At 38.8% G+C, this 24,746-nt stretch carries 21 protein-coding genes and 2 pseudogenes; 19 read left to right on the forward strand and 4 right to left on the reverse strand.

All coding sequences use genetic code 11. The features are described 5' to 3' along the window. Positions 1–31 precede the first annotated feature (31 nt). From yiaA to AB1H92_RS04125, 3 genes are all read left to right on the forward strand, one after another. Entirely contained in the window at positions 32–496 is a 465-nt protein-coding gene (yiaA, locus tag AB1H92_RS04115) for an inner membrane protein YiaA (RefSeq protein WP_115362194.1), read from the forward strand. Positions 497–867: 371 nt separating this feature from the next. After that, positions 868–1,158 (forward strand): DUF6509 family protein, encoded by a 291-nt coding sequence (locus AB1H92_RS04120; RefSeq protein WP_115362192.1) that lies wholly within the window; start codon positions 868–870, stop codon positions 1,156–1,158. A gap of 187 nt (positions 1,159–1,345) precedes the next feature. Continuing rightward, the gene (locus tag AB1H92_RS04125; protein ID WP_115362190.1) at positions 1,346–2,329 is read left to right on the forward strand and encodes an NAD(P)/FAD-dependent oxidoreductase; all 984 of its coding nucleotides are present in this window, start codon (positions 1,346–1,348) and stop codon (positions 2,327–2,329) included. A gap of 556 nt (positions 2,330–2,885) precedes the next feature. Here AB1H92_RS04125 and AB1H92_RS04130 read toward each other — a convergent pair. From AB1H92_RS04130 to AB1H92_RS04140, 3 genes are all read right to left on the reverse strand, one after another. Continuing rightward, entirely contained in the window at positions 2,886–3,992 is a 1,107-nt protein-coding gene (locus AB1H92_RS04130; protein WP_115362188.1) for a DUF1648 domain-containing protein, read from the reverse strand. Then, positions 3,989–4,369, reverse strand: coding sequence for a GntR family transcriptional regulator (locus AB1H92_RS04135; protein WP_115362186.1), 381 nt, complete (start codon positions 4,367–4,369; stop codon positions 3,989–3,991). Before AB1H92_RS04135 ends, AB1H92_RS04130 begins: the two co-directional genes overlap by 4 nt. Positions 4,370–4,522: 153 nt before the next feature. Beyond that, a complete protein-coding gene (locus AB1H92_RS04140) occupies positions 4,523–5,998 on the reverse strand; it encodes a polysaccharide deacetylase family protein (RefSeq protein WP_115362185.1) in 1,476 nt (491 codons plus the stop codon). 276 nt (positions 5,999–6,274) lie between these two features. Here AB1H92_RS04140 and AB1H92_RS04145 point away from each other — a divergent pair, with 276 nt between their 5' ends. From AB1H92_RS04145 to AB1H92_RS04205, 13 genes and pseudogenes are all read left to right on the forward strand, one after another. Next, a complete protein-coding gene (locus AB1H92_RS04145; protein ID WP_115362183.1) occupies positions 6,275–7,258 on the forward strand; it encodes a rhodanese-related sulfurtransferase in 984 nt (327 codons plus the stop codon). Positions 7,259–7,499: 241 nt separating this feature from the next. Continuing rightward, positions 7,500–8,321: a DUF368 domain-containing protein gene (locus AB1H92_RS04150; protein ID WP_115362181.1), complete on the forward strand. Its 822-nt coding sequence runs from the start codon at positions 7,500–7,502 to the stop codon at positions 8,319–8,321. A 53-nt stretch (positions 8,322–8,374) separates the two neighbouring features. After that, a complete protein-coding gene (locus tag AB1H92_RS04155; protein ID WP_115362179.1) occupies positions 8,375–8,797 on the forward strand; it encodes a hemerythrin domain-containing protein in 423 nt (140 codons plus the stop codon). A gap of 169 nt (positions 8,798–8,966) precedes the next feature. Further along, positions 8,967–10,748 carry a DNA helicase RecQ gene (gene recQ / locus AB1H92_RS04160; protein ID WP_115362177.1) on the forward strand — a complete coding sequence of 594 codons (1,782 nt, stop codon included), beginning with the start codon at positions 8,967–8,969 and terminating at the stop codon, positions 10,746–10,748. Positions 10,749–11,059: 311 nt separating this feature from the next. Continuing rightward, positions 11,060–12,046, forward strand: a complete 987-nt coding sequence (locus tag AB1H92_RS04165; RefSeq protein ID WP_115362175.1) for a diaminopimelate dehydrogenase — start codon at positions 11,060–11,062, stop codon at positions 12,044–12,046. 84 nt (positions 12,047–12,130) lie between these two features. Further along, entirely contained in the window at positions 12,131–13,219 is a 1,089-nt protein-coding gene (locus AB1H92_RS04170) for a M42 family metallopeptidase (protein ID WP_115362173.1), read from the forward strand. A gap of 165 nt (positions 13,220–13,384) precedes the next feature. Then, positions 13,385–14,347, forward strand: a complete 963-nt coding sequence (argF, locus tag AB1H92_RS04175; RefSeq protein ID WP_115362171.1) for an ornithine carbamoyltransferase — start codon at positions 13,385–13,387, stop codon at positions 14,345–14,347. 257 nt (positions 14,348–14,604) lie between these two features. Continuing rightward, positions 14,605–14,999: pseudogene (gene tnpA / locus AB1H92_RS04180) on the forward strand (IS200/IS605 family transposase). A 13-nt stretch (positions 15,000–15,012) separates the two neighbouring features. Continuing rightward, positions 15,013–16,152 carry an IS200/IS605 family element RNA-guided endonuclease TnpB gene (tnpB, locus tag AB1H92_RS04185; RefSeq protein WP_115362169.1) on the forward strand — a complete coding sequence of 380 codons (1,140 nt, stop codon included), beginning with the start codon at positions 15,013–15,015 and terminating at the stop codon, positions 16,150–16,152. A 204-nt stretch (positions 16,153–16,356) separates the two neighbouring features. After that, a pseudogene (glpK, locus tag AB1H92_RS04190) lies at positions 16,357–17,849 on the forward strand (glycerol kinase GlpK). Positions 17,850–18,040: 191 nt separating this feature from the next. Continuing rightward, positions 18,041–18,256: a helix-turn-helix transcriptional regulator gene (locus AB1H92_RS04195; RefSeq protein ID WP_115362167.1), complete on the forward strand. Its 216-nt coding sequence runs from the start codon at positions 18,041–18,043 to the stop codon at positions 18,254–18,256. Further along, entirely contained in the window at positions 18,246–18,752 is a 507-nt protein-coding gene (locus AB1H92_RS04200) for a hypothetical protein (protein WP_115362165.1), read from the forward strand. The genes AB1H92_RS04195 and AB1H92_RS04200 overlap by 11 nt, the downstream gene beginning before the upstream one ends. After that, the gene (locus AB1H92_RS04205; RefSeq protein WP_115362163.1) at positions 18,749–19,198 is read left to right on the forward strand and encodes a small multi-drug export protein; all 450 of its coding nucleotides are present in this window, start codon (positions 18,749–18,751) and stop codon (positions 19,196–19,198) included. The genes AB1H92_RS04200 and AB1H92_RS04205 overlap by 4 nt, the downstream gene beginning before the upstream one ends. A 114-nt stretch (positions 19,199–19,312) precedes the next feature. On the opposite strand, the gene sspI is transcribed toward AB1H92_RS04205, so the two are convergent. Continuing rightward, entirely contained in the window at positions 19,313–19,525 is a 213-nt protein-coding gene (gene sspI / locus AB1H92_RS04210; protein ID WP_115362161.1) for a small acid-soluble spore protein SspI, read from the reverse strand. A 92-nt stretch (positions 19,526–19,617) separates the two neighbouring features. Here sspI and AB1H92_RS04215 point away from each other — a divergent pair, with 92 nt between their 5' ends. The 3 genes from AB1H92_RS04215 (at position 19,618) to pheT (ending at position 24,672) form a co-directional block, all read left to right on the forward strand. Then, on the forward strand, positions 19,618–20,382 hold the full coding sequence (locus tag AB1H92_RS04215; RefSeq protein ID WP_115362159.1) for an RNA methyltransferase: 765 nt from the start codon (positions 19,618–19,620) through the stop codon (positions 20,380–20,382). Positions 20,383–21,210: 828 nt separating this feature from the next. After that, a complete protein-coding gene (pheS, locus tag AB1H92_RS04220) occupies positions 21,211–22,248 on the forward strand; it encodes a phenylalanine--tRNA ligase subunit alpha (RefSeq protein ID WP_115362157.1) in 1,038 nt (345 codons plus the stop codon). A 12-nt stretch (positions 22,249–22,260) separates the two neighbouring features. Continuing rightward, a complete protein-coding gene (gene pheT / locus AB1H92_RS04225; RefSeq protein ID WP_115362155.1) occupies positions 22,261–24,672 on the forward strand; it encodes a phenylalanine--tRNA ligase subunit beta in 2,412 nt (803 codons plus the stop codon). Positions 24,673–24,746: the final 74 nt, after the last annotated feature.

Raw genomic sequence — 24,746 nt, forward strand, 5'->3', positions numbered from 1 at the left:
CGGATGTGTACGTAAACGAAAGGGGATGGGGATGGAAAAGGAACATGATGATATTTTTGATAGGGAGAAACAACAAGAACCGAATATGGAAAGAAGAGAAGGAGAGCCGACCCAAGCCTTCAAAGGGGCCGCTATAGCAGCACTTATTATTGGGATATCAGCTTATTTAGTAGGTTTGTTTAATGCGACAATGGAACTGAATGAAAAAGGGTATTATTTTGCAGTGCTCCTATTTGGACTCTATGCTTCCGTATCTCTGCAAAAGGCAGTAAGAGATAAAGAAGAGGGAATCCCCGTGACGTATATTTACTATGGAATTAGCTGGTTTGCATTGATGGTTGCCATAGTCTTAATGGCGATTGGGTTATACAATGCGGGGAGTATAATGTTCAGTGAAAAAGGTTTTTTTGCAATGGCATTTGTGCTAAGCATTTTTGCGGCCATTACAGTCCAGAAAAATGTGAGAGATACTAAGAGTGCACGGAATGTAGAGTGAATGATGAAAAATAAGCGGAATTACTTTGTTGATTCACAAAGTAATTCCGCTTTTTTAATTACAACACTTTATCATTCACAAATTAAAATGATTCCAACAAATGGGGATCCACAGTTTTCAATAAGTGTACAATCCTAAATTGGATAAATACATCGGTTTCTGGAGACAATTCTTTATACATTTTCTTTCCGTTTTCCATTATCCATTCGGGTGAGTCTTGTGGAACGGCAATTCCAATTAATATTTTTTGAAATTGGTCCTAATTGAAGTTAACTCAATTATTTTATTTAAAACAAGGTATGATACTTTTTAGGATACTCATGATACAATAGCTTAATTGAAACTGTACATTGGAACGAAAGGTGAGATTTATGGAAATAAAAGAATATATAGTGGAAAAGATTGTGGATCCTACGGGACTTATTAGTGGGGAGCGTTACGAATTTCGTTTATTCGTGATGTTGAATGAAGAGGATGAGCTTTATTCTGAAAATGGAGTTGGCGTTAGGGCAATTTTAGCAGTGGATGAAGGAGAAGACCGACTGGTTGTTGCTCATTTTTTTGACAGGGCTACAGATGAAGCGTTTGATTTTGAGTTAGAAGATGAAGAACTTTCAACAATCCAATCATTTTGTAAAGTGCATTATCATGAAGCAGAATAAAAAAATTCGAAAGTGTCTGTCGTCAAATTAGAAGAATAGAAAATAAAATAATCCTTTTCAAATCAGAATAAGTGTCTTTTTTGTCCAACTAGTAGATAATAGACTTATGATTGTTTCGAAAGGTTATTTTTTATTTACCCCTTTTACGGAACACGATGAAAATTTTATAATAACTGGAGTGTTATATATGGAGAGAGAAATTGTTGATATTACAATTATCGGGGGAGGACCGACCGGCTTATTCGCATCATTTTATGCAGGAATGAGAGAAATGTCGGTTAAAATCATCGATAGTCTTCCACAATTGGGCGGTCAACTGATTGAGCTTTATCCAGATAAATATATATATGATGTTGGTGGTTTTCCAAAAATACTAGCGAAAGATTTTGTTGCAAATCTTGTCACACAAGCACATTATGCCAACCCAGAAATTTTACTTGGAGAAACAGCGCTATCGGTTGTAAAGCACGACGATTACTACGAGCTAAAGACAGATAAAGGTGTCCATTTAACGAGAACGATTTTACTCACAGTTGGGATTGGTGCATTCCAACCGCGTAAAATTGGTTTGAAAGAAGAGGCGCAATTTGAAGGGAAAACATTACACTACGGCATTAAGGATTTAACAGTTTTTAAAGATAAAAATATTGTCGTCTGTGGTGGTGGAGATTCAGCAGTAGACTGGGCGTTAATGCTTGAGGATATTGCATCTTCAGTGACATTAATTCACCGCCGCGAACGTTTCACTGCACATGAAACAAGTGTCAACCAGTTAATGGACTCTAAAGTAGAAGTGAAAACTTCACTTTCAATTAAAGAAATCATTGGAGAAAATGGTGAAGTCAACGAACTTCTGGTCGCATCTAGGGACGGCAATGAAGAAAGAATTTCAACAGATCACGTCATTGTTAATTACGGTAATATTTCTTCATTAGGACCTTTGAAAGAATGGGGCCTTGAAATGGAACGTAACTCCATCTTGGTCAATACGAAAATGGAAACAAATATGGAAGGAATTTACGCTGCCGGAGACGTTACAACGTTTGACGGTAAAGTAAAGTTAATTGCAGTTGGACTTGGTGAAGCCCCAATTGCTGTCAACCATGCCAAAGCATACATTGATCCAAAAGCAAGACTACAACCATTACACAGCACTAGCGTTTTTAGTTAATGATATGTGATGCTCATTTGTAATGATGTGAATGAGTCAACCTTTAAAGGACCACCCATAAAAGATGGGTGGTCTAATTTTTTTATTCTCTATCTTAAAAATGAGTTAATAGTGTCAATTTCATAATTGCTTATTTCCGTAATACAGTCGAATATTATTAACGTTTCTCCTTTTAACGTGAGATATTGTTATGGGGATGATCCGTTGATTGAAGTGGAAGGCGCCGACTCCTGTGGGATTAGCGAAAGCCGTAACGAAGAACGGCTTTTGCGACCGAAAAGCGAAGCGTTTGGGAGCACGTCTTTGTCTTAAGCCGTAACGAAGAACGGCTTTTGCGAGTAAAAGCGAAGCGTTATGAGCAGGAATATCTAACGGGATGCCTTAATTTCTGCGAAAATCGCAGAAATTAAGGCAAATCGCAATCTACGTTTTGCGATTGGCTCACCGCCCGCCCCACGGAAAGCGTGCGCCTGGAACGGAAATCAACATTTTTCGGGATTTTTTGTAGGAAGGTTATTTATTAAATTGACTGAGTCTCGGAAGATTTATGAAAAAATTACAGATACAATGAAATACCTACTATTAATAAGAGTGGCCCAAAGATAATTAAGTAACCGATTGGATTACCAAAATTTACTGTCCATCCAACGCCGAATCGTTTTTCTACAAAAATGGAAGGATCGTCTTTGTTCACATAAATCACACCAAGCTTCCAATGCTGATCATCATCATAATTTGTAATCCCTTCGACTTCTTCATCTGTAATTTGTACATCAAGACGCGCACCACCTTGACCTACTTTAAAAGCATACACTGCAGTCATCCCAAAAATAATGATGATAAATGCAATTGGTAGAGCGAGTGCGATTGCCGTCCCGCCAATATGCTCATGTATCGTCATTAATTGTAAAAAAGCAAATAAGATTGTTAAGAGCAGGACTGTCGCAAATAATAGCCAACTGGAATACTTCCTAAATGCTAATTGCTGGGCACGTGATTTCTTTTTACGATTCGCCTGGATTTTAATCCCGGATCTTTTGGTAAATTCATTAATTCCAGCCATCATCCCTTGCATGATCAACAAAATTAATAGGAGAGCAATGGCTGAAAAAGGCGTTTTCTCAGTAAATGCATCTGGCTGACCATCGATTCCCCAATGCGTTGGGATTAATTCCGGTAACTGTGGATACTGTATAGTTGTGTAAATGATAAGCCCGATTGTGATGACCATCGGTAATAGAAAAAATGTAAAAGGTAACATTTCATCTGCAGTTCTTGCGGCTAAATCTACTAATCGAACTTGTTTTAATTTTGCTCCCCATTGATTTTCCGTCTTTAACTTTGTTGTTTTTGCGTGGAAGACAAAGTATAAGGCCATACTTAAAAGTAAAATTGCAAATTGAATAGCAATGCCAACTATCAATAATTTATCTTCGATCGGGCTTGTACGTGTGAACCAAGTCATAAAAGCAGTCACAGTAACTGCACCGCTAGCTAGAATGATGGAAGCGTACATTTTTTTATAAAAAAGAAGTTTTTCATTTTTGGTATCCCCATTTGGGACGGTGACGCCAAAAACGACTGTTGATTTTAGTAAAAAAGGAATCGCGGCTTGGATGATGATTATAAAAAGAGTCATTGCAAGTAATAGCGCGATTGTCATTGTTCTCCCTCCTCGATGCTTGTTATCATATTTGAAGAAAGTTGTTGAATTTGTTTTTCTGTTAAACCATTTGCGAGTAATTCCGCCATAATCGGACGAATTAGAAGAGCAAATTGTTGTAGTTTCGCTTCGTCTACAGTTTGCTGTTGAACAATGGTCCCTGACTTTGGAATAATTTGTACAAGGCCTTTTTTTTCGAGTTCACGATATGTTTTATTTACCGTATGCATATTTATCCCAAGATCAGAAGCAAGAGAACGGACGGAAGGTAAAGTATCACCCGTTTGGAGAGAGCCATTTGCAATTGCTTCGATTAAACCATTCATTAATTGGATATAAATGGGTACTTCCGAATCCATATCTATTTCAATAAACATTAAATACCTCCTTCGGACGACAAGCAATCATTTTCGTTTAGTCTTCTATACGTCTCTCTGTTCTATGTTTATTATAACACCTGTATGAAGTTTTTTCTATTGGAAAAGCGCCCTCAATTTTTGATAATCAGTCAAAAAATGAGGGCGCTCTTATTATTCGCTTAATTCGGAAATTGTGACGAATTGATAGTCGTTTTCCGCTAAATAAGCGAGAACGGCATCAAGGCCATCCGCAGTCGATGTGTGAATATCATGCATGAGAATAATGCTACCATCTATCGTGTTTTGTTTTACGTATGAAAGGAGTTGACTCGCATTTCTGTGTTTCCAATCAAGTGTATCAACGTCCCATAAAATCATTGATAAGTCTGTTAGATTTAAAACGTTGTCATTAAAAGCGCCGTATGGGGGGCGAAAAATTTCTGGTTTTTGACCTGTTACTTCTTCAATAATCGTAGAAGTTCTATCAATTTCTTTCTGAATTTTATCATTTTTAGCTTTTGTTAAGTCGGGATGCGTCCAAGAGTGATTACCGAGTTCGTGTCCGGCTTCGTAAACGCTTTTGGCAATTTCAGGATAATATTCAACTCGGCTACCCAGCATGAAGAAAGTAGCTTTTGCATCATATTTTTCTAATGTATCTAAGATCCGTGTTGTTACTTTCGGATCCGGACCATCGTCAAATGTCAGAGCAACTCTTTTCTGCTTGGGGACATCTTTATTTTCCACATTCTCTTTGTCGGTTGGAATCTCTTCTTTCTCAATAGCATCATGTTCTCCATTAACGGGCTGAGATGTGTCCGGTTTTTCTGTCATTTCATTTACGAATGAAGCTTGAAGAGATTCTGTTAGTAAAGAATTGATCGTTTGATAGGGAATGGAGACAATTGGAACCCCTGCATCCCTGTTTGCGATTTTATTGTATTCAAAATAAAAAATAATTTCATCTTCTGCTAATGCGAAGTTTTGAAAGTTCTCCCAAACCGGTTCTGTGTGAATAGCTACTTGTTCTGGTAATAAATGATTGATAAGTGTTTCATCTTCATAGAGGCGTTCTTCTATGTGCTTAGAGAGTTCCTTTAGATGCTGTAAACGAAAATCGAATACATTTTCAATTGTAATACGTTCCCCAGTTTCGGGGTTTAACCGGAAAGTTTGAATGTTGATTTGGCCTTCGTTGTCGCCGACGTATTCATTTTTCACCATGACAAAAGAATAAATGCCATTATGTTCAAAAGTTTCAAATGAGATATTCAATTCACTGGTAAATTCTTTCTGACTTTTTTTGTATGTTGCAATATCGGTTAAGTAATTGTATTTTATCGTTTTTATGTATTTTTTTACTTCGTCATTGAATTGAATATGTTTGCTTTGTGGATACTGGATGGCAAAAGGAGCACTTAGGTCATTTGATATTTCTGTAACGATTTTAATGCCGGAAAAATTTGATTCAATCTCATCGATTGTTGAGGGCATCGTGTTACCAAAGTCCTTTTTAGATGTTGCAGATGTACTGTTATTTTGAAAAATAAATAATAAATAACTGTAGCCGAGGACTAACAAAATGGTTGTGCAAGTGAGGATGATATCGAGCAAAGGAAAACGCTCTCTGAACTTTTTGCTTTTCATAATGAACTCCTTTTTTTATCCTTTCTATCAGGTGGGTGTTTTTGACTGATAAAATAGTAGTGTTTATGTTTATGTTTATGTTTATGTTTATGTTTATGTCGAATTTTAGCGCCTGTCTCTTACTGAAGTATACTAGATAAATATAATCATTCCAATCATTATTGGTAGAGAATATTAATGAAGTAACACTTTTTTTGACAAAATAATTATGGTATAATGTCAACATCTCAATTTATGAAAAAAATTTGTGACAAATATAACAAGGTGGTTTGAAAAATGGAAAAAGGCACATATCGGGTTCTTTTATTTTATAAATATGTAGCAATTGAAGATCCTGAAACAGTTGTTGCTGAGCATTTAGAAGCATGTAAGGAAATTGGGTTAAAAGGCCGTATCTTTATTGGAACAGAAGGAATAAACGGGACTTGTTCGGGAACAATTGAGCAAACAGACGCGTATATGAACATGATGAATGCCGATGAGCGATTTCAAGGCATTGAATATAAAATTGATGAAGCAGATGGGCACACATTTAAAAAAATGCATGTACGTGTTCGTGAACAAATTGTTAATCTAAGCTTAGAAGACGATATAAATCCAAATAAATTAACAGGGAATTATTTAAGCCCAGCAGAATTTTTAGAGAAAATGCAGGATGAGAATACCATCATTCTCGATGCTCGAAATGATTATGAATACGACTTAGGCCATTTCCGTGGAGCGATTCGCCCAGATATACGCACATTTAGAGAACTTCCAGACTGGGTGAAAGAAAATAAAGAAAAATTTGAAGGTAAGAAGATTTTAACGTATTGCACGGGCGGTATTCGATGTGAGAAATTCTCAGGTTGGCTCGTACGAGAAGGTTTTGAAGATGTTGGCCAACTTGAAGGTGGAATTGTTTCTTACGGTAAAGATCCTGTTGCAAAAGGTCAACTCTGGGATGGACAATGCTATGTATTTGATGAGCGAATCGCTGTCCCAGTTAACCAAGTAGAACATGTAATTGTGGGTCGTGACCACTTCGACGGTGAGCCATGCGAGCGTTATGTAAACTGTGCAAACCCTGTTTGTAATGCTCAGATTTTGTGCTCAGAAGAAAATGAACATTTATACATGCGCAGTTGTTCAGATGCGTGCCGCGAACATTCTCGTAACCGCTACTTCATAGAACATAATATGACTGTAGAGGAATTTAATGCACGTCTTGCAGAAATTGAACGACGCCGTGGAGAAGAACTTATTTCAACTGAGGAATAAAACAATCCTTCTATCAAAGACGGTGTTTATTCTTCGTAAATTTGATAGAAATAGATAAGGTCGTTTGGATGGAATATATTCCGTCTAAACGATTTCTTTTTGAATAACATAAGGCGAAATATAATAGATTCATATATATTGCTATTTTTAATTCCTTATGTTGTCATATTTTCATTCTCAATCGTCGTGCAAAAATGTTATACTAGTTGCATTCAAATGTAAAAATGGAGGATTTTTGTTTATGCAATGGAGAAATATATATCGCGGTTTCTTTATCGGAATAAGCGATCTCATTCCAGGTGTGAGTGGTGGAACCATCGCATTCATCCTAGGAATTTATGAACAATTATTAACTGCAATTAGCGGTTTCTTTAGTCGGGACTGGAAAAAGCATATCGGATTTTTACTGCCCCTTGCCATTGGGATGGGTGGCACCCTGTTGATTTTTAGTCGGCTGATTGAATATTTATTGAAAAATTATCATGCACAAACACAATTTTTCTTTCTTGGGCTTATCATTGGTGTAGTGCCATTTATTTCAAAACAAGTCAATGTCAAAAAGAATTTTAAGATTGGACATTTTTTACTTGTCCTCATTGTAGGGGCTGCGCTTGCATCACTTGCGTTTGTAAGTCCACAAAACTATGGAACAATTACGAAACTCACATCTTCTAATGCGCTTGGTTTATTCCTAGCGGGTTGGGCTGGCAGTATGGCGATGTTATTGCCGGGGATTAGTGGTTCATTTGTCTTGTTATTACTCGGTGTCTATTCGACTGCAATTAGTGCGTTATCGAATTTAAATCTACCAATTATTGCAGTGATTGGTTCGGGTGTAGTTGTTGGATTTATTGTCAGCAGTAAAGTGATACGTTATTTACTGGATCGTTTCAAGTATGTAACTTTTGCAGTCGTGATAGGACTTATCATTGGATCGGTATTTGTGATTTACCCAGGATTACCAGAGGACGGCACATTTTTAATGATGAGTTTGCTTACATTTTTTATTGGCTTACTCGTGGCAAGTTTATTTAGCTCATTCGATAATAAATCTTCGCTATAATTTTAAAAAATAGATTTGATTGCCTTATAGAATTACTGGAAAGGATGATTGAAATGTCAGGACCAGCATTACGTCAATTACATGCGCACCGTGCAATTCATGAAGGTGGGCTTTCTGGAGCAGTAACTAAAACGGAAGAGTTAATCAAACATTTACGCGAAGGGGAAACAGAGGCTGCTGACTTAGCGGCTGATGATTTACTTAGCTATTGGCAAACAAGAATTATTAGCCATGCAGATGCGGAAGAGGAAGGTTTTTACTTAGAAGTTGCAAATAAAAAGCCAGAACTGCAAGAGACAATTACAAAGTTAACGCGTGACCACGATTTACTACGTGTAATTGTGAAAGATATTGAAGAATTGCGCGAGAAGGAAGGATTAAGTCCTGCAGTTCTTCAAAAGTTTTATGCGCTTCAAATTGTGAATGAAATTCACAGTAGAGATGAAGAACGTTATTTATTCAATGAGAATGAATAGTTAATGTATGAAAAACGCCTAGTTCAACGAGTAGGCGTTTTTTAAATTGGTTGAATAAAGATGGTTGAGAAATTAAGTGGGGATTTATGCTACACTGAAGTTATGAATTTCGTAAAAAAAGAATGATAAATCGCGATAAATGTTATACAGGAAAGGGGAGAAGTGGACTTTGCTAACTAAAGCAACAGAGGTTTTACGGGATTATTTTGGGTATGACTCGTTTAGAACGGGACAAGAGCAAGTCATTGAAAGTGTATTGCAAGGGAAGGACACGCTATGTGTGATGCCGACTGGCGGTGGAAAATCACTTTGTTATCAAGTACCAGCACTTGTGATGGAAGGAACTGTACTTGTCATTTCACCGCTGATTTCATTGATGAAAGACCAAGTAGATGCACTGAAAGAAGCAGGGATTTCAGCGGCTTATATTAATAGTACAATGACTTCAGAAGAATACCACGAGACAATGGAAGCGACGATTCGAGGAGAGTATCGTTTATTATACATTGCGCCTGAGCGACTTGATTCTCCTTCTTTTACAAATCGTTTGCAACTTATGAACGTGCCAATTGTGGCCATTGATGAAGCCCATTGTATTTCTCAATGGGGCCATGATTTTAGGCCGAGCTACCGAAATATCCGTAAAATGGTTTCTCTTTTTCACGAAAAGCCGGTTGTTCTCGCATTAACGGCAACAGCAACACCAGCCGTTCGAGAAGATATTTGTACACAACTGAAAATTAACGAAGAAAATACAGTCGTGACAGGATTTGAGAGAGAAAACTTAACTTTTTCGGTCATTAAAGGTCAGGACAGAGAAAAGTTTGTCATTGATTATGTAAAGAAAAATGAAGGCGAAGCGGGAATTATCTATGCGGCAACAAGAAAAGCAGTCGATCATCTGTATGATGTGCTATCAAAACGTGGTGTACCTGTAGGAAAGTATCATGCGGGTCTATCTGATATAACACGTCAGGAAGGTCAAGAACAGTTTTTAAATGATGAAACGTCCGTCATGATTGCGACGAATGCGTTTGGAATGGGAATCGATAAATCCAATATCCGGTATGTAATTCATTACCAAATGCCACGTAATATGGAAAGTTATTATCAAGAAGCTGGACGTGCTGGACGTGATGGGTTAAAAAGTGATTGTACACTGTTATTTTCATCACAAGACGTACAAACGCAACGCTTTTTAATCGACCAATCATTAGATGAAACGAGAATTCCGATGGAGTTACAGAAGTTACAGTCAATGGTCGATTATTGTCATACGGAAGCTTGTTTACAAAAGTTTATCATTCAATACTTTGGCGAAGAAAATGTATCTGATTGTGGTAGATGTGCTAACTGTACAGATACGCGAGAAAGTTTAGATGTAACCGAAGACGTACAGAAAGTATTATCTTGCGTAATTCGGATGGGCCAACGCTTCGGTAAAACGATGATTGCACAAGTATTAACAGGATCACGGAATAAAAAAGTGAAAGATTTCGGTTTTGATAAATTAACAACGTATGGCATTTTAAAAGGTAGAAGTGCAAAAGACGTCTCTGATTTTATTGAATTTATTATTTCGGAAAACTATTTGGGTGTTGAGCACGGACAATTTCCGATTATTTACGTGGCGGAGGCTGGCAAAGATGTTTTAATGGGGAAGCAAAAAGTGTTCCGCAAAGTATCTGTTGTCACGAAACAAATTACGGTTGATAACCCATTATTTGAAAAACTCCGTGATTTACGTCGTCAATTAGCGCAAGATGCTGGGGTTCCTCCATTTGTTGTCTTCTCAGATAAATCGTTACATGATATGGTCAGCCGTATGCCAACGACTGAAGAGGCATTTTTAGAAGTGAATGGTGTGGGGCTTACGAAATTGGAAAGATACGGTGAGCCCTTTTTGAAGGAAATTCAAGCCTATCAAAAAGAGACTGTGTCAACTAGTTGATAGAAGGAAAAAAGTGAAGTGACTATAATAAAAATCCGTTTGCATTCTATGAATTTGGATGCTGACGGTTTTTTTATTTTAAGATATGCGCTTTTAGAAGTTCCCAATGTATTTAACCGGAATGCTGCCACGTGGGGAAACTTTAGTGAAACAGCGAATGGATTCATAAATGGGTAACCTTAATAGAGCAATATATTAAGAATTTTTATATGAAATACATTACTTTTACTTAAATATTGTTTATGCTTGAGTTAGAAGGAAAAAGAATTCGTGATCAACTGATTATGAATAAGTAAAAAGGAGAATGAGACATGACAAAGAAAATACGAATTGGTATTGCAGGATACGGAAATTTAGGTCGGGGCGTTGAGTCTGCAATTTATCAGAATGGAGATATGGAACTGGTTGGCGCATTTACAAGAAGAAATCCAGAAGATGTAAACCTATTAAACGAATCAGTTCCTGTTTATGCACTAGCTCGTGTAGAAGACTTTAAAGAGGAAATCGATGTACTAATTTTATGTGGTGGTTCTAAAAATGATTTGCCAGAACAAGGACCAATGTTAGCTAAGCATTTTACAACGATTGATAGCTTTGATACACATGCGGACATCCCAAAATATTTTGATGCCGTTGATCAAGTCGCCAAGCCAAATGAAAAGACAGCGATTATTTCAGTTGGATGGGACCCAGGTTTATTTTCAATGAACAGATTATTCGGGGAATCGGTGTTAGCGGATGGCACTACATATACATTTTGGGGTAAAGGGTTAAGCCAAGGACATTCTGATGCGGTTAGAAGAGTTCCGGGTGTTAAAGGAGCAGTTCAGTATACAATCCCGAACCCAGAAGCGGTTGAACAAGTGCGAAGTGGGTCCTTGCCTGAATTAACGACGCGTGAACAACATACGCGGGAATGTTACGTTGTTCTTGAAGAAGGTGCAGATGCTAAAGAAGTTGAGCAAGCAATCGTTACGATGCCAAATTACTTCACCAACCACGACACAACGGTCCATTTTATTTCTGAAGAAGAACTAAAGCGAGACCACGCTGCAATGCCACACGGTGGATTTGTGATTCGTAGTGGAAAAACAGGAGATGGAAATAATCAAGTGATTGAATATGCATTAAAACTTGAGAGCAATCCAGAGTTTACAGCGAGCGTCTTGGTCGCTTATGCAAGAGCAGCGTACCGTTTAAATCAAAATGGAGACTACGGCGCTAAAACAGTATTTGACGTGGCGCCTGGATTACTATCACCGAAAAGTGCGGCAACACTACGGAAGGAATTGCTATAAGGGGAAAGTGAATAGTAAATGTTTTGAAAATGAACTCCAATTAGAATATACTAAATAACGTTAACTATTTAGGGGGTCGAAAAATTGACGAAACTAGACGAAACATTAATGATGTTAAAAGAATTAACAGATGCAAAAGGAATCCCGGGAAATGAGCGCGAACCCCGTGATGTCATGAAAAAATATATCGCACCATTTGCTGATGAAATTGAACAAGATGGACTCGGCTCATTAATCGCCAAGAAAACAGGCGAAGAGAACGGACCGAAAGTGATGGTCACAGGACATCTTGACGAAGTTGGCTTTATGGTCACGAAAATAGACGATAAAGGATTTCTTTCATTTCAAACAGTTGGCGGCTGGTGGTCTCAAGTAATGCTTGCCCAACGTGTAACAATTGTTACGCGTAAAGGTGACACAGTAACAGGCGTTATCGGTTCAAAGCCACCCCATATTTTATCGCCTGAAGCACGCAAGAAGCCAGTTGACATTAAAGATATGTTCATTGACATCGGTGCTACTTCTAAAGAAGAGGCGATGGAATGGGGGATTTTACCAGGCGATATGGTTGTTCCTTATTTTGAATTTACAGTGATGAATAATGACAAGCACCTTCTTGCGAAAGCATGGGATAACCGAATTGGCGTAGCAATTGCGATTGACGTACTAAAAGGCTTGAAAGAGGAGAAACATCCGAACGTTGTATATAGCGTAGGTGCTGCACAAGAAGAAGTAGGACTTCGCGGTGCGAAAACAGCCGCAACGAAAATTCAACCTGATATCGGTTTTGCAGTAGACGTTGGCGTTGCTGGTGACACACCTGGAATATCAGAGAAAGAAGCGACAGGAAATATGGGAGACGGTCCACAAATTTTATTAGTTGACGCGTCCATGGTATCTCATAAAGGTTTACGCGACTTAGTCATTGATACGGCTGAAGAAAAGGGCATACCTTACCAATTTGGTTCAATGCCTGGTGGCGGAACAGATGCAGGTGCAATCCATATTTCGAATAACGGCGTCCCTTCATTAGCAATTTGTATTCCAACACGTTACATTCACAGCCATGCCGGAATTTTACACCGTGATGATTATGAAAATACAGTGAAGCTTCTCATTGAGGTCATTAAAAAATTAGACCGCGACACAGTTAATTCCATTACATTTGAATAGATTGCCTAATAAAAATGTCCAAACAGTCATTGTTTGGACATTTTTTCTTTGTGTTTTCTAAGATTTAAAATTATCGGTTAAATCATAAAAATTCACTTGACTTTATAAATATACATACATATACTAGTTTATACAATCAAAAAAATGAGCAGAGGATGATCGATAATGGTGCAATTAAACTTACTGGAGAATGATATTGAAGCGAATTTAAAAGGTCGGGATTTATTAAGTTTGCTAGATTTTACGAGTGAAGAAGTCGTTTTTTTCATTCAGAAAGCCGTTGAAATGAAGAAAGCGAAGGAAGCAGGGAAGGCAAATCTTCCACTCTCGGGGAAGACACTCGGTATGATTTTCGAGAAAAATTCGACGCGAACTAGAATATCATTTGAAGTGGGGATGATTCATCTAGGCGGTCATGCAATTTATATGAATGCAAAAGACTTACAACTTGGCCGTGGGGAATCGATTCATGATACAGCGAAAGTGCTCTCTGAATTTGTGGATGGTGTCATGATACGTGCCAATTCACATGAAGAAGTAAAAGAGTTAGCGAAGTATTCATCCATTCCAATTATTAATGGATTGACAGATATTTATCATCCGTGTCAAGCGTTGGCGGATTTACTAACTATATTTGAAGTGAAGGGAACTTTTGCAGGTAAAAAGCTTGCTTATGTAGGGGATGGAAATAATGTTGCGCACTCACTAGTTGTTGCTGCGGCGCATGTAGGGTTAGACGTGGTCGTGGCTACACCGAAAGGGTATGAATGTGACGATGCGATTATTCAAGAAGCAAAGAAAATTGCAGAACAAAATGGTAGTCTTTTTGAGCTAACGAATGATCCGGTGAAAGCGGTGACCGATGCCGATGCGATTTATACAGACGTCTGGACAAGTATGGGACAGGAAGAAGAAACTGCAAAGCGACTGAAAGACTTTAATGATTTTCAAATTAACGATGCACTTATCGCTCATGCGAAAAGTGATTATATGTTTTTACATTGTTTACCTGCTAATCGTGAAGAAGAAGTTGCGACGTCTGTAATTGATGGTCCAAACTCTTATGTTTTCCACCAAGCGGGGAATCGACTGCATGCACAAAAAGCTGTTTTGGCGACTTTATTATAAGTGGATAGAAATATTTAGAGACCCCTTAGGTGTGTTGCATAATCCTAGGAGGTCTTTTTTTGTTGCGTTGCTCCCTCAAGTAATTTTATGGATAAGCCGAGAACACCCGTGACTTCAGTCGTGGGATGAATCGGCTTCGGTTGAGGCATAGCTTTAGCTATGTTAATCAACCGACATTGCATTGTATAAGCGTTTAAAATCCGTTGCCAAAGGGTATCCATCAATACATATGTAAATCAAATAACGAGGGGCTTTCTATGCCTGAAATTCATTATGGACACGGATATGTCTATTCCATTCAATACCATCCCGTTTAGTGTGTGTGAAATACCGACATGATATTTTAATCGGGCAAGTAGATGCAGACGTAAAGGTACTTTAAAAATTCGCATTTGACAATGACATAAGAATCGTTGAAATAGAATCCGACAAAGATCATATCCATTTACTCATTGAATGTAAGCCGCAACATTATATCCCGAACTTTGTTAAAGCATTTAAAGGGGGATCAGCCAGATTTAAGAAACACCCTGAACTAAAAAAACAATAGTGGGGTGGGCATCTGTGGAACCCCAGTTACTTTGTAGCGACCGTGAGTGAAAATACTGAAGAACAAATACGAAAGTATATACAAAGCCAGAAAAAAGTCTAGGAGGTGAGGATGAATGCTTCGACATAGAGCTTATCAGTTTCGTCTCTATCCGAATAAAAAACAAGAAATTTTAATCGTCAAAACAATTGGCTGTTCAAGATTTGTATTCAATCATTTTTTGAATCTATGGAACAAATCCTACACGGAAACTGGCAAAGGGTTATCGTATCAAGCGTGTTCTGCCATGCTTCCTAAAATGAAAAAGGAAGAGGAAACAATTTGGCTACAAGAAGTCGATAATATCGCGCTTCAATCCTCACTTAAAAATCTTGCTGATGCTTTTTCTCGATTTTTCAAAAAGCAAAATAAAAAACCTCAATTCAAAAGTAAGGTCAATCCTGTCCAAAGCTATACAACGAAAAATGTAAACAACAATATTGAGTTAAAAGGAAAAAACATTCAGCTTCCAAAACTAGGGTTGGTTAAGTTCGCAAAAAGCCGGGAACCGAAAGGCCGTATTCTCAATGCGACGATTCGCAAATATGCCAGCGGGAAATATTTTGTTTCTATTTTGTGTGAAGAGGAAATTTACGAACTGTCAAAAACGAATGCCGCTATTGGCATTGATTTAGGAATCACTGACTTTGCAATCCTTTCTGACGAGCGCAGGATTGACAACAATCGGTTCACGTCGAAAATGGAAAAGAAATTGAAGCGCGAACGACAGAAGTTGTCAAAACGAGCACTTGTTGCCAAGCAAAATGGAATCAAACTTGCGGACGCAAAGAACTACCAAAAACAAAAGCGTAAAGTCGCAAAACTACATGAAAAAGTAATGAATCAGCGTACCGATTTTTTAAATAAGTTAAGTACAGAAATCATCAAAAACCACGATGTAATCTGTATCGAAGACTTAAACACAAAAGGCATGCTACGCAATAAAAAACTGGCTAAAAGTATTTCTGACGTTTCCTGGTCCAACTTTATCACTAAATTAGTATATAAAGCTAACTGGTATGGTCGAAAGATTATCAAAGTGGATAGATGGTTTCCATCCAGTCAAATTTGTTCAGAATGCGGTGTGCAAGATGGCAAGAAGCCACTGAATATTCGAAAATGGACGTGTTCAGGATGCGAAACTGAACACGACCGTGATATCAATGCGAGTCGAAACATTTTGAACGAAGGGCTTAGAATTCAGATTCCCGTATAGGGTTAAACTTAATAACCGTAGGAACTACGGGGTTAGCTTGGTAAATAAGAGAAACCGCTGATGATAGCGTCATGGCTATCCATCAAGTATGCTCACTTCCCAAGAATCTCGTGACTTTAGTCATGAGAGGTTCAAGTTCATTAGCATTTATCTTTGATAAGTTTTAGTTATAATGAAACTAACATGGAGTAGGAAGGAGATAATATGACTGAAAAATATATTTTATCGATAGATCAAGGAACCACTAGTTCGCGGGCAATTTTATTTGATCAAGAAGGAAAAATTTTTCATACAGCACAGCAAGAGTTTCCTCAGTATTTCCCAAAACCTGGTTGGGTAGAACATAACGCACATGAGATTTGGAGCTCGGTATTAGCGGTGCTTGCACGTGTACTATCTAAAAAAATCTTACTGTTGATCAAATAAAAGGCATTGGAATTACAAATCAGCGAGAGACAACTGTCGTTTGGGATAAAACAACAGGAAATCCCGTTTACAACGCAATTGTATGGCAATCTCGTCAAACAGCGGAAATTTGTGATGAATTAAGAGAAAGCGGTTACAATGAGTTGTTTCGTGACAAAACAGGTTTACTAATAGATGCTTACTTTTCAGGGACAAAAGTCAAGTGGATATTAGATCATGTTGAAGGTGCAAGAGAAAAGGCCGAACGTGGAGAACTTTTATTCGGCACAATTGATACGTGGTTAATTTGGAAGTTGTCAGGCGGGAAAAAACATGTTACGGATTATTCAAACGCATCTAGAACACTTATGTATAATATATACGAATTGAAATGGGATGAGGAATTACTTGATACCTTAGGGGTTCCAGTATCCATGCTACCAGAAGTAAAATCATCATCAGAGATTTATGGATATACAGATGAGGTTCACTTCTTTGGGGAAGCTACGCCAATTGCAGGGATCGCAGGGGATCAGCAAGCAGCTTTATTCGGACAAGCTTGTTTCGAAAGTGGCATGGTGAAGAACACGTATGGTACAGGTTGTTTTATGCTGATGAATACAGGAGAAAAAGCCGTGAAATCGGATAATGGACTTCTGACAACAATTGCGTGGGGCATAGATGGAAAAGTTGAATATGCGCTGGAAGGGAGTATTTTTGTCGCGGGGGCATCTATCCAATGGTTGCGTGACGGTCTTCGAATGTTCCGCAACTCTGCTGAAAGCGAAAAATACGCAAAAAAAGTAGCATCTACTGAAGGTGTATACGTTGTTCCTGCTTTTGTTGGACTTGGTGCGCCTTATTGGGATAGCGATGTGCGAGGAGCCGTATTCGGCTTAACGCGTGGAACAAAAAAAGAACATTTTATTCGTGCAACGCTAGAGTCACTTGCTTATCAAACGAAAGATGTATTGGATGCTATGGAAGCAGATTCAGAAATTGCATTGAAAACGTTACGTGTTGATGGTGGTGCGGTTGCGAATCATTTCTTAATGCAATTTCAGGCAGATTTATTAAATGTACCTGCCGAGCGTCCGCTTACGAATGAAACAACTGCACTTGGCGCAGCATATTTAGCAGGACTAGCAGTTGGTTTTTGGAAGGATAAGGATGAAATCACAAAGCATTGGCATCTCGATCATAGATTTACACCTAAGATGGAGCCAGAACAACGTGAAAAGCTTTACGAAGGTTGGCAAAAAGCAGTGAAGGCTGCAATTGCTTTTAAATAGTCGTGAAACAAAGTCCTCGGGCAGGTGAGTGCATCGAGGACTTTTGTGTGCTTAGCTTTGTAGATTTTTTGATATATACGAATGGACTGGGAAAATGCCTAGTCTTTTTTTGTTTATTAAACATAACATAATGTTAAGAATACTATACATGAAGTTAAGTTTATTGTACATTGAGAGTAGGAGGTGGCAAGGTGCTAAGAAATCGATTGAGAGAATTAAGAGCACGACATCATTTCACACAAGTCGAATTGGCAAAAATCGTTGGGGTTACACGGCAGACGATTGGTTTTATTGAAAAAGGGGAGTTTTCACCATCCGTTACATTAGCATTAAAACTTGCCCGGGCTTTGGAGTGCGATATAAATGAATTATTTTGGTTAGAGGGGGAGGAAGAAGATGAAAAATGATATGCGTGTCACAATGCCGCTTTGGCAAATGGGAGCTATTTTCTTGTTGATAATTATAACGATTGTGACCGGTTTAGCAACAAAAGTGACTAACATTACGAGCACTGGTTTCGAATTTGAAATGACATTTGAAAATTATGTCGCAGGTATTTTCTTGATTGCAATGTTCGCTTTCGTTATTTTCTTGACGTTGTTTATCATCAACATTCGAAAACATAACAAACGGTTTCCTGATAAAAAAATAAAAGCATTTACACTTAAACCTCAAGAATATATCGAAGATGATGAGTTATTCGAAGAAATGACGAAGCGTGCAACGAAGAAAGTATATTCGTATTATGCATGGACATTGCCATTGCTTGTCGGGTTCTCCTTAGTTGGATTTTTGGGAAGGACAGTCATATTAGTTGGAATCTTGCTAATCGCAATGGGACAATATTGGATTTATTACTCAACGATGAGGAAAATGTTAAAGAGTGCGGAGGAAGAAGTATGATTGAATATTTACTAGTTTTTTTAGGAGCAGCGATTCCATGGTTGGAAATTGCACTTGTGATTCCTTTGGGGATTGTCAGCGGCCTTTCACCATTTTGGGTAATGGTTACCGCCTTTACGGGGAATTTACTGACCGTATTGCTGGTCATTATCGGTTTTCAAAAAGTGAAAGAGTGGGTTGAGAATAGAAGACAGAAAAGTAAAAAAGAACCGTCTAAAAGAACAGAGCGAGGCAAACGAATTTGGAATAAGTATGGAATGCCGGGCGTAGCGCTTCTCGGCCCGTTTGTTATCGGAACGCATATATCCGCGTTTATCGGATTATTATTCGGTGCAAAAAAAGCAAACGTTACATTTTGGATGGTCATCAGCATCGCGCTTTGGACGCTAGTCTTTGGTATTCTCACAGCCATGGGTTTCGATTTCTTTGTTGTTAGGAACATTTAACGCAAAAGTGCCAAATTAGTAGAAGCGATTAGAATTATAAAAGCCGCCCTGTATGGGGCGGCCTTATCGTGATGGGGCTCACTAATTTACAAGGAATTCTTCTTTGGACTATATTTAGCTTGCTGCAAAAACTTGGGCTAATTCATTGGCCATTTTTGCTTTTTCCTGCTCTCCGGCTGAATTCCAAAGTTTCTCAAAGAACACGCCTAATCCTGGAAGTAAATGTTCTTCTCCACGTTGAATTGCATCTTCGACGACATTACGAACATCATCTGCTGAGTTATTTGTCATATTTGCAGTAATGGCGTCTCGTATTTGAAAATTCATTTTTATCATCCTCCTACTACCATTTTGGACAGATTTATCGCCAACTATACCGCCTTTTGGTACACTAAAAAGAAAAAGGCGGTACGCTATACATGAAACGAATTGAATCCATACAAAATGCACTTGTGAAGCATTGGAAAAAACTTGTCCAGACTCGAAAAGAACGTGATAAATCAAAGGAATTTCTCGTGGAAGGTTTTCATTTAGTAGAAGAAGCGTTAAAAGCTGAAAATGCTGTCTTGACTTTAATGAAACGAGAAGACGTAGAACTCCCGGAAAACTGGAATCTCGAAAATATTGTTGTGAATGAAATCACAAGGGCGGTTGCGAAGGAGATTTCTGAAACGGAGCAATCTCAAGGCTTTTATGCGCATTGTCGTCAACCGGAATATACAGAAGCCTCTTACGGAAATTGGAAAAAGCTTCTGTTTATCGATGCAGTGCAAGATCCAGGAAATGTAGGTACAATGATTCGAACAGCTGATGCTGCTGGAATGTCGGCTGTGATTATTGGAAAAGGCTCAGCGGATCCATTTAATCCGAAGACAGTTCGTTCAGCGCAAGGTTCTCATTTTAACATTCCGGTAGTGAGAGGCGATTTAACGGAATGGATTCAAAAAGCAAAAGACAGTGATATTAAAGTCATTGGCACAAGCTTGGAAGAATCTGTTTTATATAAAGAGGTACAACCGAGTGAAAAATTTGCACTGATTGTTGGAAATGAAGGCAGTGGGATGAGTCCAGAACTGCTCGCACAAACAGATACAAATGTCAGAATTCCAATCTACGGAAAAGCAGAATCATTAAACGTTGCGGTCGCGACAGGCGTTCTTTTATATGCATATTCTGAAGAATAAATGGACAGAATGTTGAAGGACAAAACATTATCGGGTATACTAATGATATATTGTATGTAAAAGCAATGATTGGGAAAAGTTGATGATAGAAAAGTCGCCAGGAAGTTTGCACCTTGACTGAAAGTGCAAATCGATTTTGTTTATTAATGTTCACCCCATGAGCTGCCGCCAGGACTAGAATGAATTCTATAAAGGCGCGCCGGCACCGGACCGTTATACCGAGTTTTGAGTGATTACACGATGTATGACTAATGAATTGTCGTCTGTGTAATAATCAGGGTGGTACCGCGAAGAAAATATCCTCGTCCCTTTTTTATAGGGGCGATTTTTTTATGGTCTTTTTTGATGAGTTATTATCTGAAGTGATTATATGGATGGAATCACGAATGTCAGTGCTTTCGTTGATTGTAGTGGAGGGCGGCGAGTGCGTGCTCTCAAACGCTTCGCTTTTTGATCGCAAAAGCCGTTCTTCGTGACGGCTCTTCCTGTGGGATAAGCAAAAGCGAAGCGTTCTGAGGGGGAATAAGCAACAGGATGCCTTAATTTCTGCAAAAAACGCAGAAATTAAGGCCAATCGCAATCTACGCTTTGCGATTGGCTTACCGCCCGCCCCACGGAAATAATGAAAGCTAAAGGAGGCGCTTAGATGCGACAAGCATAAGACGCATTAACGGAGTGACGTTTTGTGTCACGCAGTTAATTTGGCTTATGCCTCGAGCATCTGCCTCCTGAAGCTGGAAAAGCGTCCGCCCGGAACGCAAATCAACCTTGTCCGGATTCATTAATCAACCACTCTTACTATTGTTAAATTCGAAAGGAGAATAAGAAATGGAAGAACGATTAAAAGAACTAAAAGAAGAAGTACTTGCCAAAATTCAAGAGGCTAGCAATATAAAAGCATTAAATGATGTCCGTGTTGCTTATCTAGGGCGTAAAGGTCCGATTACGGACTTGTTAAAGGGAATGGGGAAATTACCACCTGAAGAACGTCCAAAAATGGGCGCACTTGTGAATGTCATTCGTGAGTCAGTAACAGAAGTTTTAGAAGCGCGCATGGCTAAGCTCGAAGAAGAAGCAATTAATGCACAGCTAGAAAAAGAGTCCATTGATGTGACACTACCAGGGCGTCCTATAAAAACAGGTAATCATCACCCGCTTACTCGTGTTGTAGAAGAAATTGAAGATTTCTTTTTAAGCATGGGTTATGAAATTGCAGAGGGACCAGAAGTTGAAAAAGATTATTATAACTTTGAAGCACTTAATTTACCGAAAGGGCATCCAGCTCGCGACATGCAAGACTCCTTCTATATTTCTGAAGAGATTCTTTTGCGTACACATACATCACCTGTTCAAGCACGCACGATGGAAGAGAAAAAAGGAGAGCCGATTAAAGTCATTTGTCCAGGAAAAGTCTATCGCCGGGATAGTGATGACGCGACGCACTCTCACCAGTTCACGCAAATCGAAGGACTCGTTGTTGGTGAAAATATTCGCATGAGTGATTTGAAAGGAACCCTTTCTTTATTTGCTAAAGAAATGTTTGGCAATGACCGTGAAATTCGTCTTCGTCCAAGTTTCTTCCCGTTCACAGAACCGTCTGTTGAAATGGATATATCTTGCTTTAAATGTGGTGGAGATGGATGTAATGTTTGTAAGAAAACAGGCTGGATTGAAATTTTAGGTGCTGGTATGGTTCATCCGAATGTTTTAGAAATGGCTGGCTATGATTCTTCAGTCATGACTGGCTTTGCATTTGGGATGGGACCTGAACGAATTGCGATGTTGAAATACGGTGTGGAAGACATTCGTCATTTCTACACGAATGACGTAAGGTTTATTTCACAATTTCACCGGACAGAAGCATAAGGAGGAAGTTAAATGTTAGTTTCAACAAAATGGCTAAAAGAGTATGTCAATATAGATGAAATTCCAGTTGAAGAACTGGCAGAAACAATTACGCGCTCAGGAATCGAAGTAGATGGGCTAATAGACCGTTCACAAGGCATGACAAATGTAGTTGTGGGCCATGTGTTAGAATGTTCAAAACATCCTGAAGCAGATAAATTAAGCATTTGTCAAGTGGATGTAGGAGAAGAAACAACACAAATTATTTGTGGAGCACCAAACGTTGCAGCAGGACAAAAAGTAATCGTAGCTCGTCCAGGTGCTGTCTTACCAGGTGATTTTAAGATTAAAAAAGCAAAACTTCGCGGAGAAGAATCGAACGGAATGATTTGTTCACTTCAAGAACTAGCGATTGAAGGCAAACTTGTGCCTAAAGAGTATGCGGAAGGAATTTACGTGTTACCTGAAGATGCGGTTGTTGGATCAAATGCGTTAGAATTATTAGATCTAAATGATACGGTGCTTGAGTTTGATTTAACACCAAATCGTTCTGATGCACTCAGTATGCTAGGTGTTGCATATGAAGTGGCAGCAATTTTATCTCAAGAAGTGAAGCTTCCGGAAATTAATTACGAAACTTCTTCTGAAAAAGCAGAGGAGCTATTAAAGCTACGTATTGATGCAAAAGAAGAAAATCCAATGTATGTTGCAAAGGTCATTAAGAATGTCAAGATTGCTGAATCACCATTATGGCTTCAAAATCGTCTTATCGCGTCAGGCATCCGTCCACATAATAACGTAGTCGATGTCACGAACTATATTTTATTAGAATATGGACAACCACTTCACGCGTTTGACTATGACCGTTTAGAGACGGGAGAAATCGTCGTTCGACTTGCAAATGAAGGAGAAAAAATTACGACGCTTGATGAAGCAGAACGTACATTAAAATCTCATCAACTTGTCATTACGAATGGACAAGAACCTGTTGCAATTGCTGGTGTCATGGGTGGCGCAAATTCAGAAGTACATGACGGAACGACAACAGTAGTCATTGAATCAGCTTACTTCCAACCGGCGACTGTCCGTCGTACTTCGAAAGAACACGGTTTACACAGTGATGCAAGTACACGATTTGAAAAGGGCGTTGACCCAGAACGTGTAGAAGCGGCGGCAGAACGTGCTGCACAACTGATTGCTGAATTAGCTGGTGGAGACGTACTAGAAGGTTCAGTAGTGATTGATGAACTGGATAAAACACCAGTTCAAATTACGATATCACCTGACTATATTAACAACCGACTTGGGATGAAAATTTCCCTTGAAGAGATGCTATCAATTTTGAATCGCCTAAAGTTTGGTGTAGAAGCCATCAATGGAAAACTTGTGATTGATGCGCCGACACGAAGACAAGATATCCGTATTAAAGAAGACATTATTGAAGAAATTGCAAGAATGTATGGCTATGATCATATTCCGATGACATTGCCGGTAACAGAATCTAAACCGGGCGGACTGACGCCTTATCAAGAGAAACGCAGAACGGTCAAAGCATTCCTAGAAGGTGCTGGCCTTTATGAGTCTCTGACGTATTCATTGACATCAGAGAAGTCTGCGCATAAATACGCACTGGAAACTGCGCCGACAACTAAACTTTTAATGCCAATTAGTGAAGAGCGTAGTGTTTTACGACAAAGTATTATTCCACATTTATTAGAAGTTGCAACATACAATGTCGCACGCCGAAATGATTCTGTAGCACTATATGAAATTAGTTCTGTATTCCTTGATGAAGAGGAAGACGGATTACCGAAAGAAGTTGCCCATGTCGCAGCGGTCGTGACTGGTAAGTGGGTAGACCATGCTTGGCAAGCTGAAACGAAAAAAGTGGACTTCTTCGTGCTAAAAGGAATTGTCGAAGGCATGATGGAAAAGCTTGGCTTAACAGCAGGCATATCATTTGAAGCAGCTGTACTTGATGGGATGCATCCTGGCCGAACAGCGAATATTTACTTGAATAACAAACGCATCGGTTTTGTCGGTCAAATTCACCCAACCGTGCAAAACGAGCGTGATTTAAAAGATACGTATGTCATGGAAATGAATCTTGATAAGATTTTATCGTTGGATGTGGGGGAACTTTTATATACGCCAGTTCCGCGTTTCCCATCTATTACGAGAGATATTGCATTAGTCGTTTCAAGTGAAACATCAGCAAGTACACTTGAAAGAGTCATTCAACGTGCAGGTGGTAAATTACTGAAAAACGTGAAGCTGTTTGATTTATATGAAGGGGATAATGTAGAGAGTGGTAAGAAGTCTATTGCATTCTCCTTAACGTACCAAGACCCTGAACGCACGCTAACAGATGATGAAGTTGTGAAAGCACATGATAAAGTACTCGCTGCATTAACGTCCGAAGCAGGCGCTTTATTAAGAGGATAAAATTAAAACGAACCGTCCCAGTAGGGGCGGTTCGTTTTTTTAATGGCGTTCTAAATGGCATGCTTATGGCGTGC

The sequence above is a fragment of the Sporosarcina pasteurii genome (assembly GCF_041295575.1).
GTDB classification, from domain to species: domain Bacteria; phylum Bacillota; class Bacilli; order Bacillales_A; family Planococcaceae; genus Sporosarcina; species Sporosarcina pasteurii.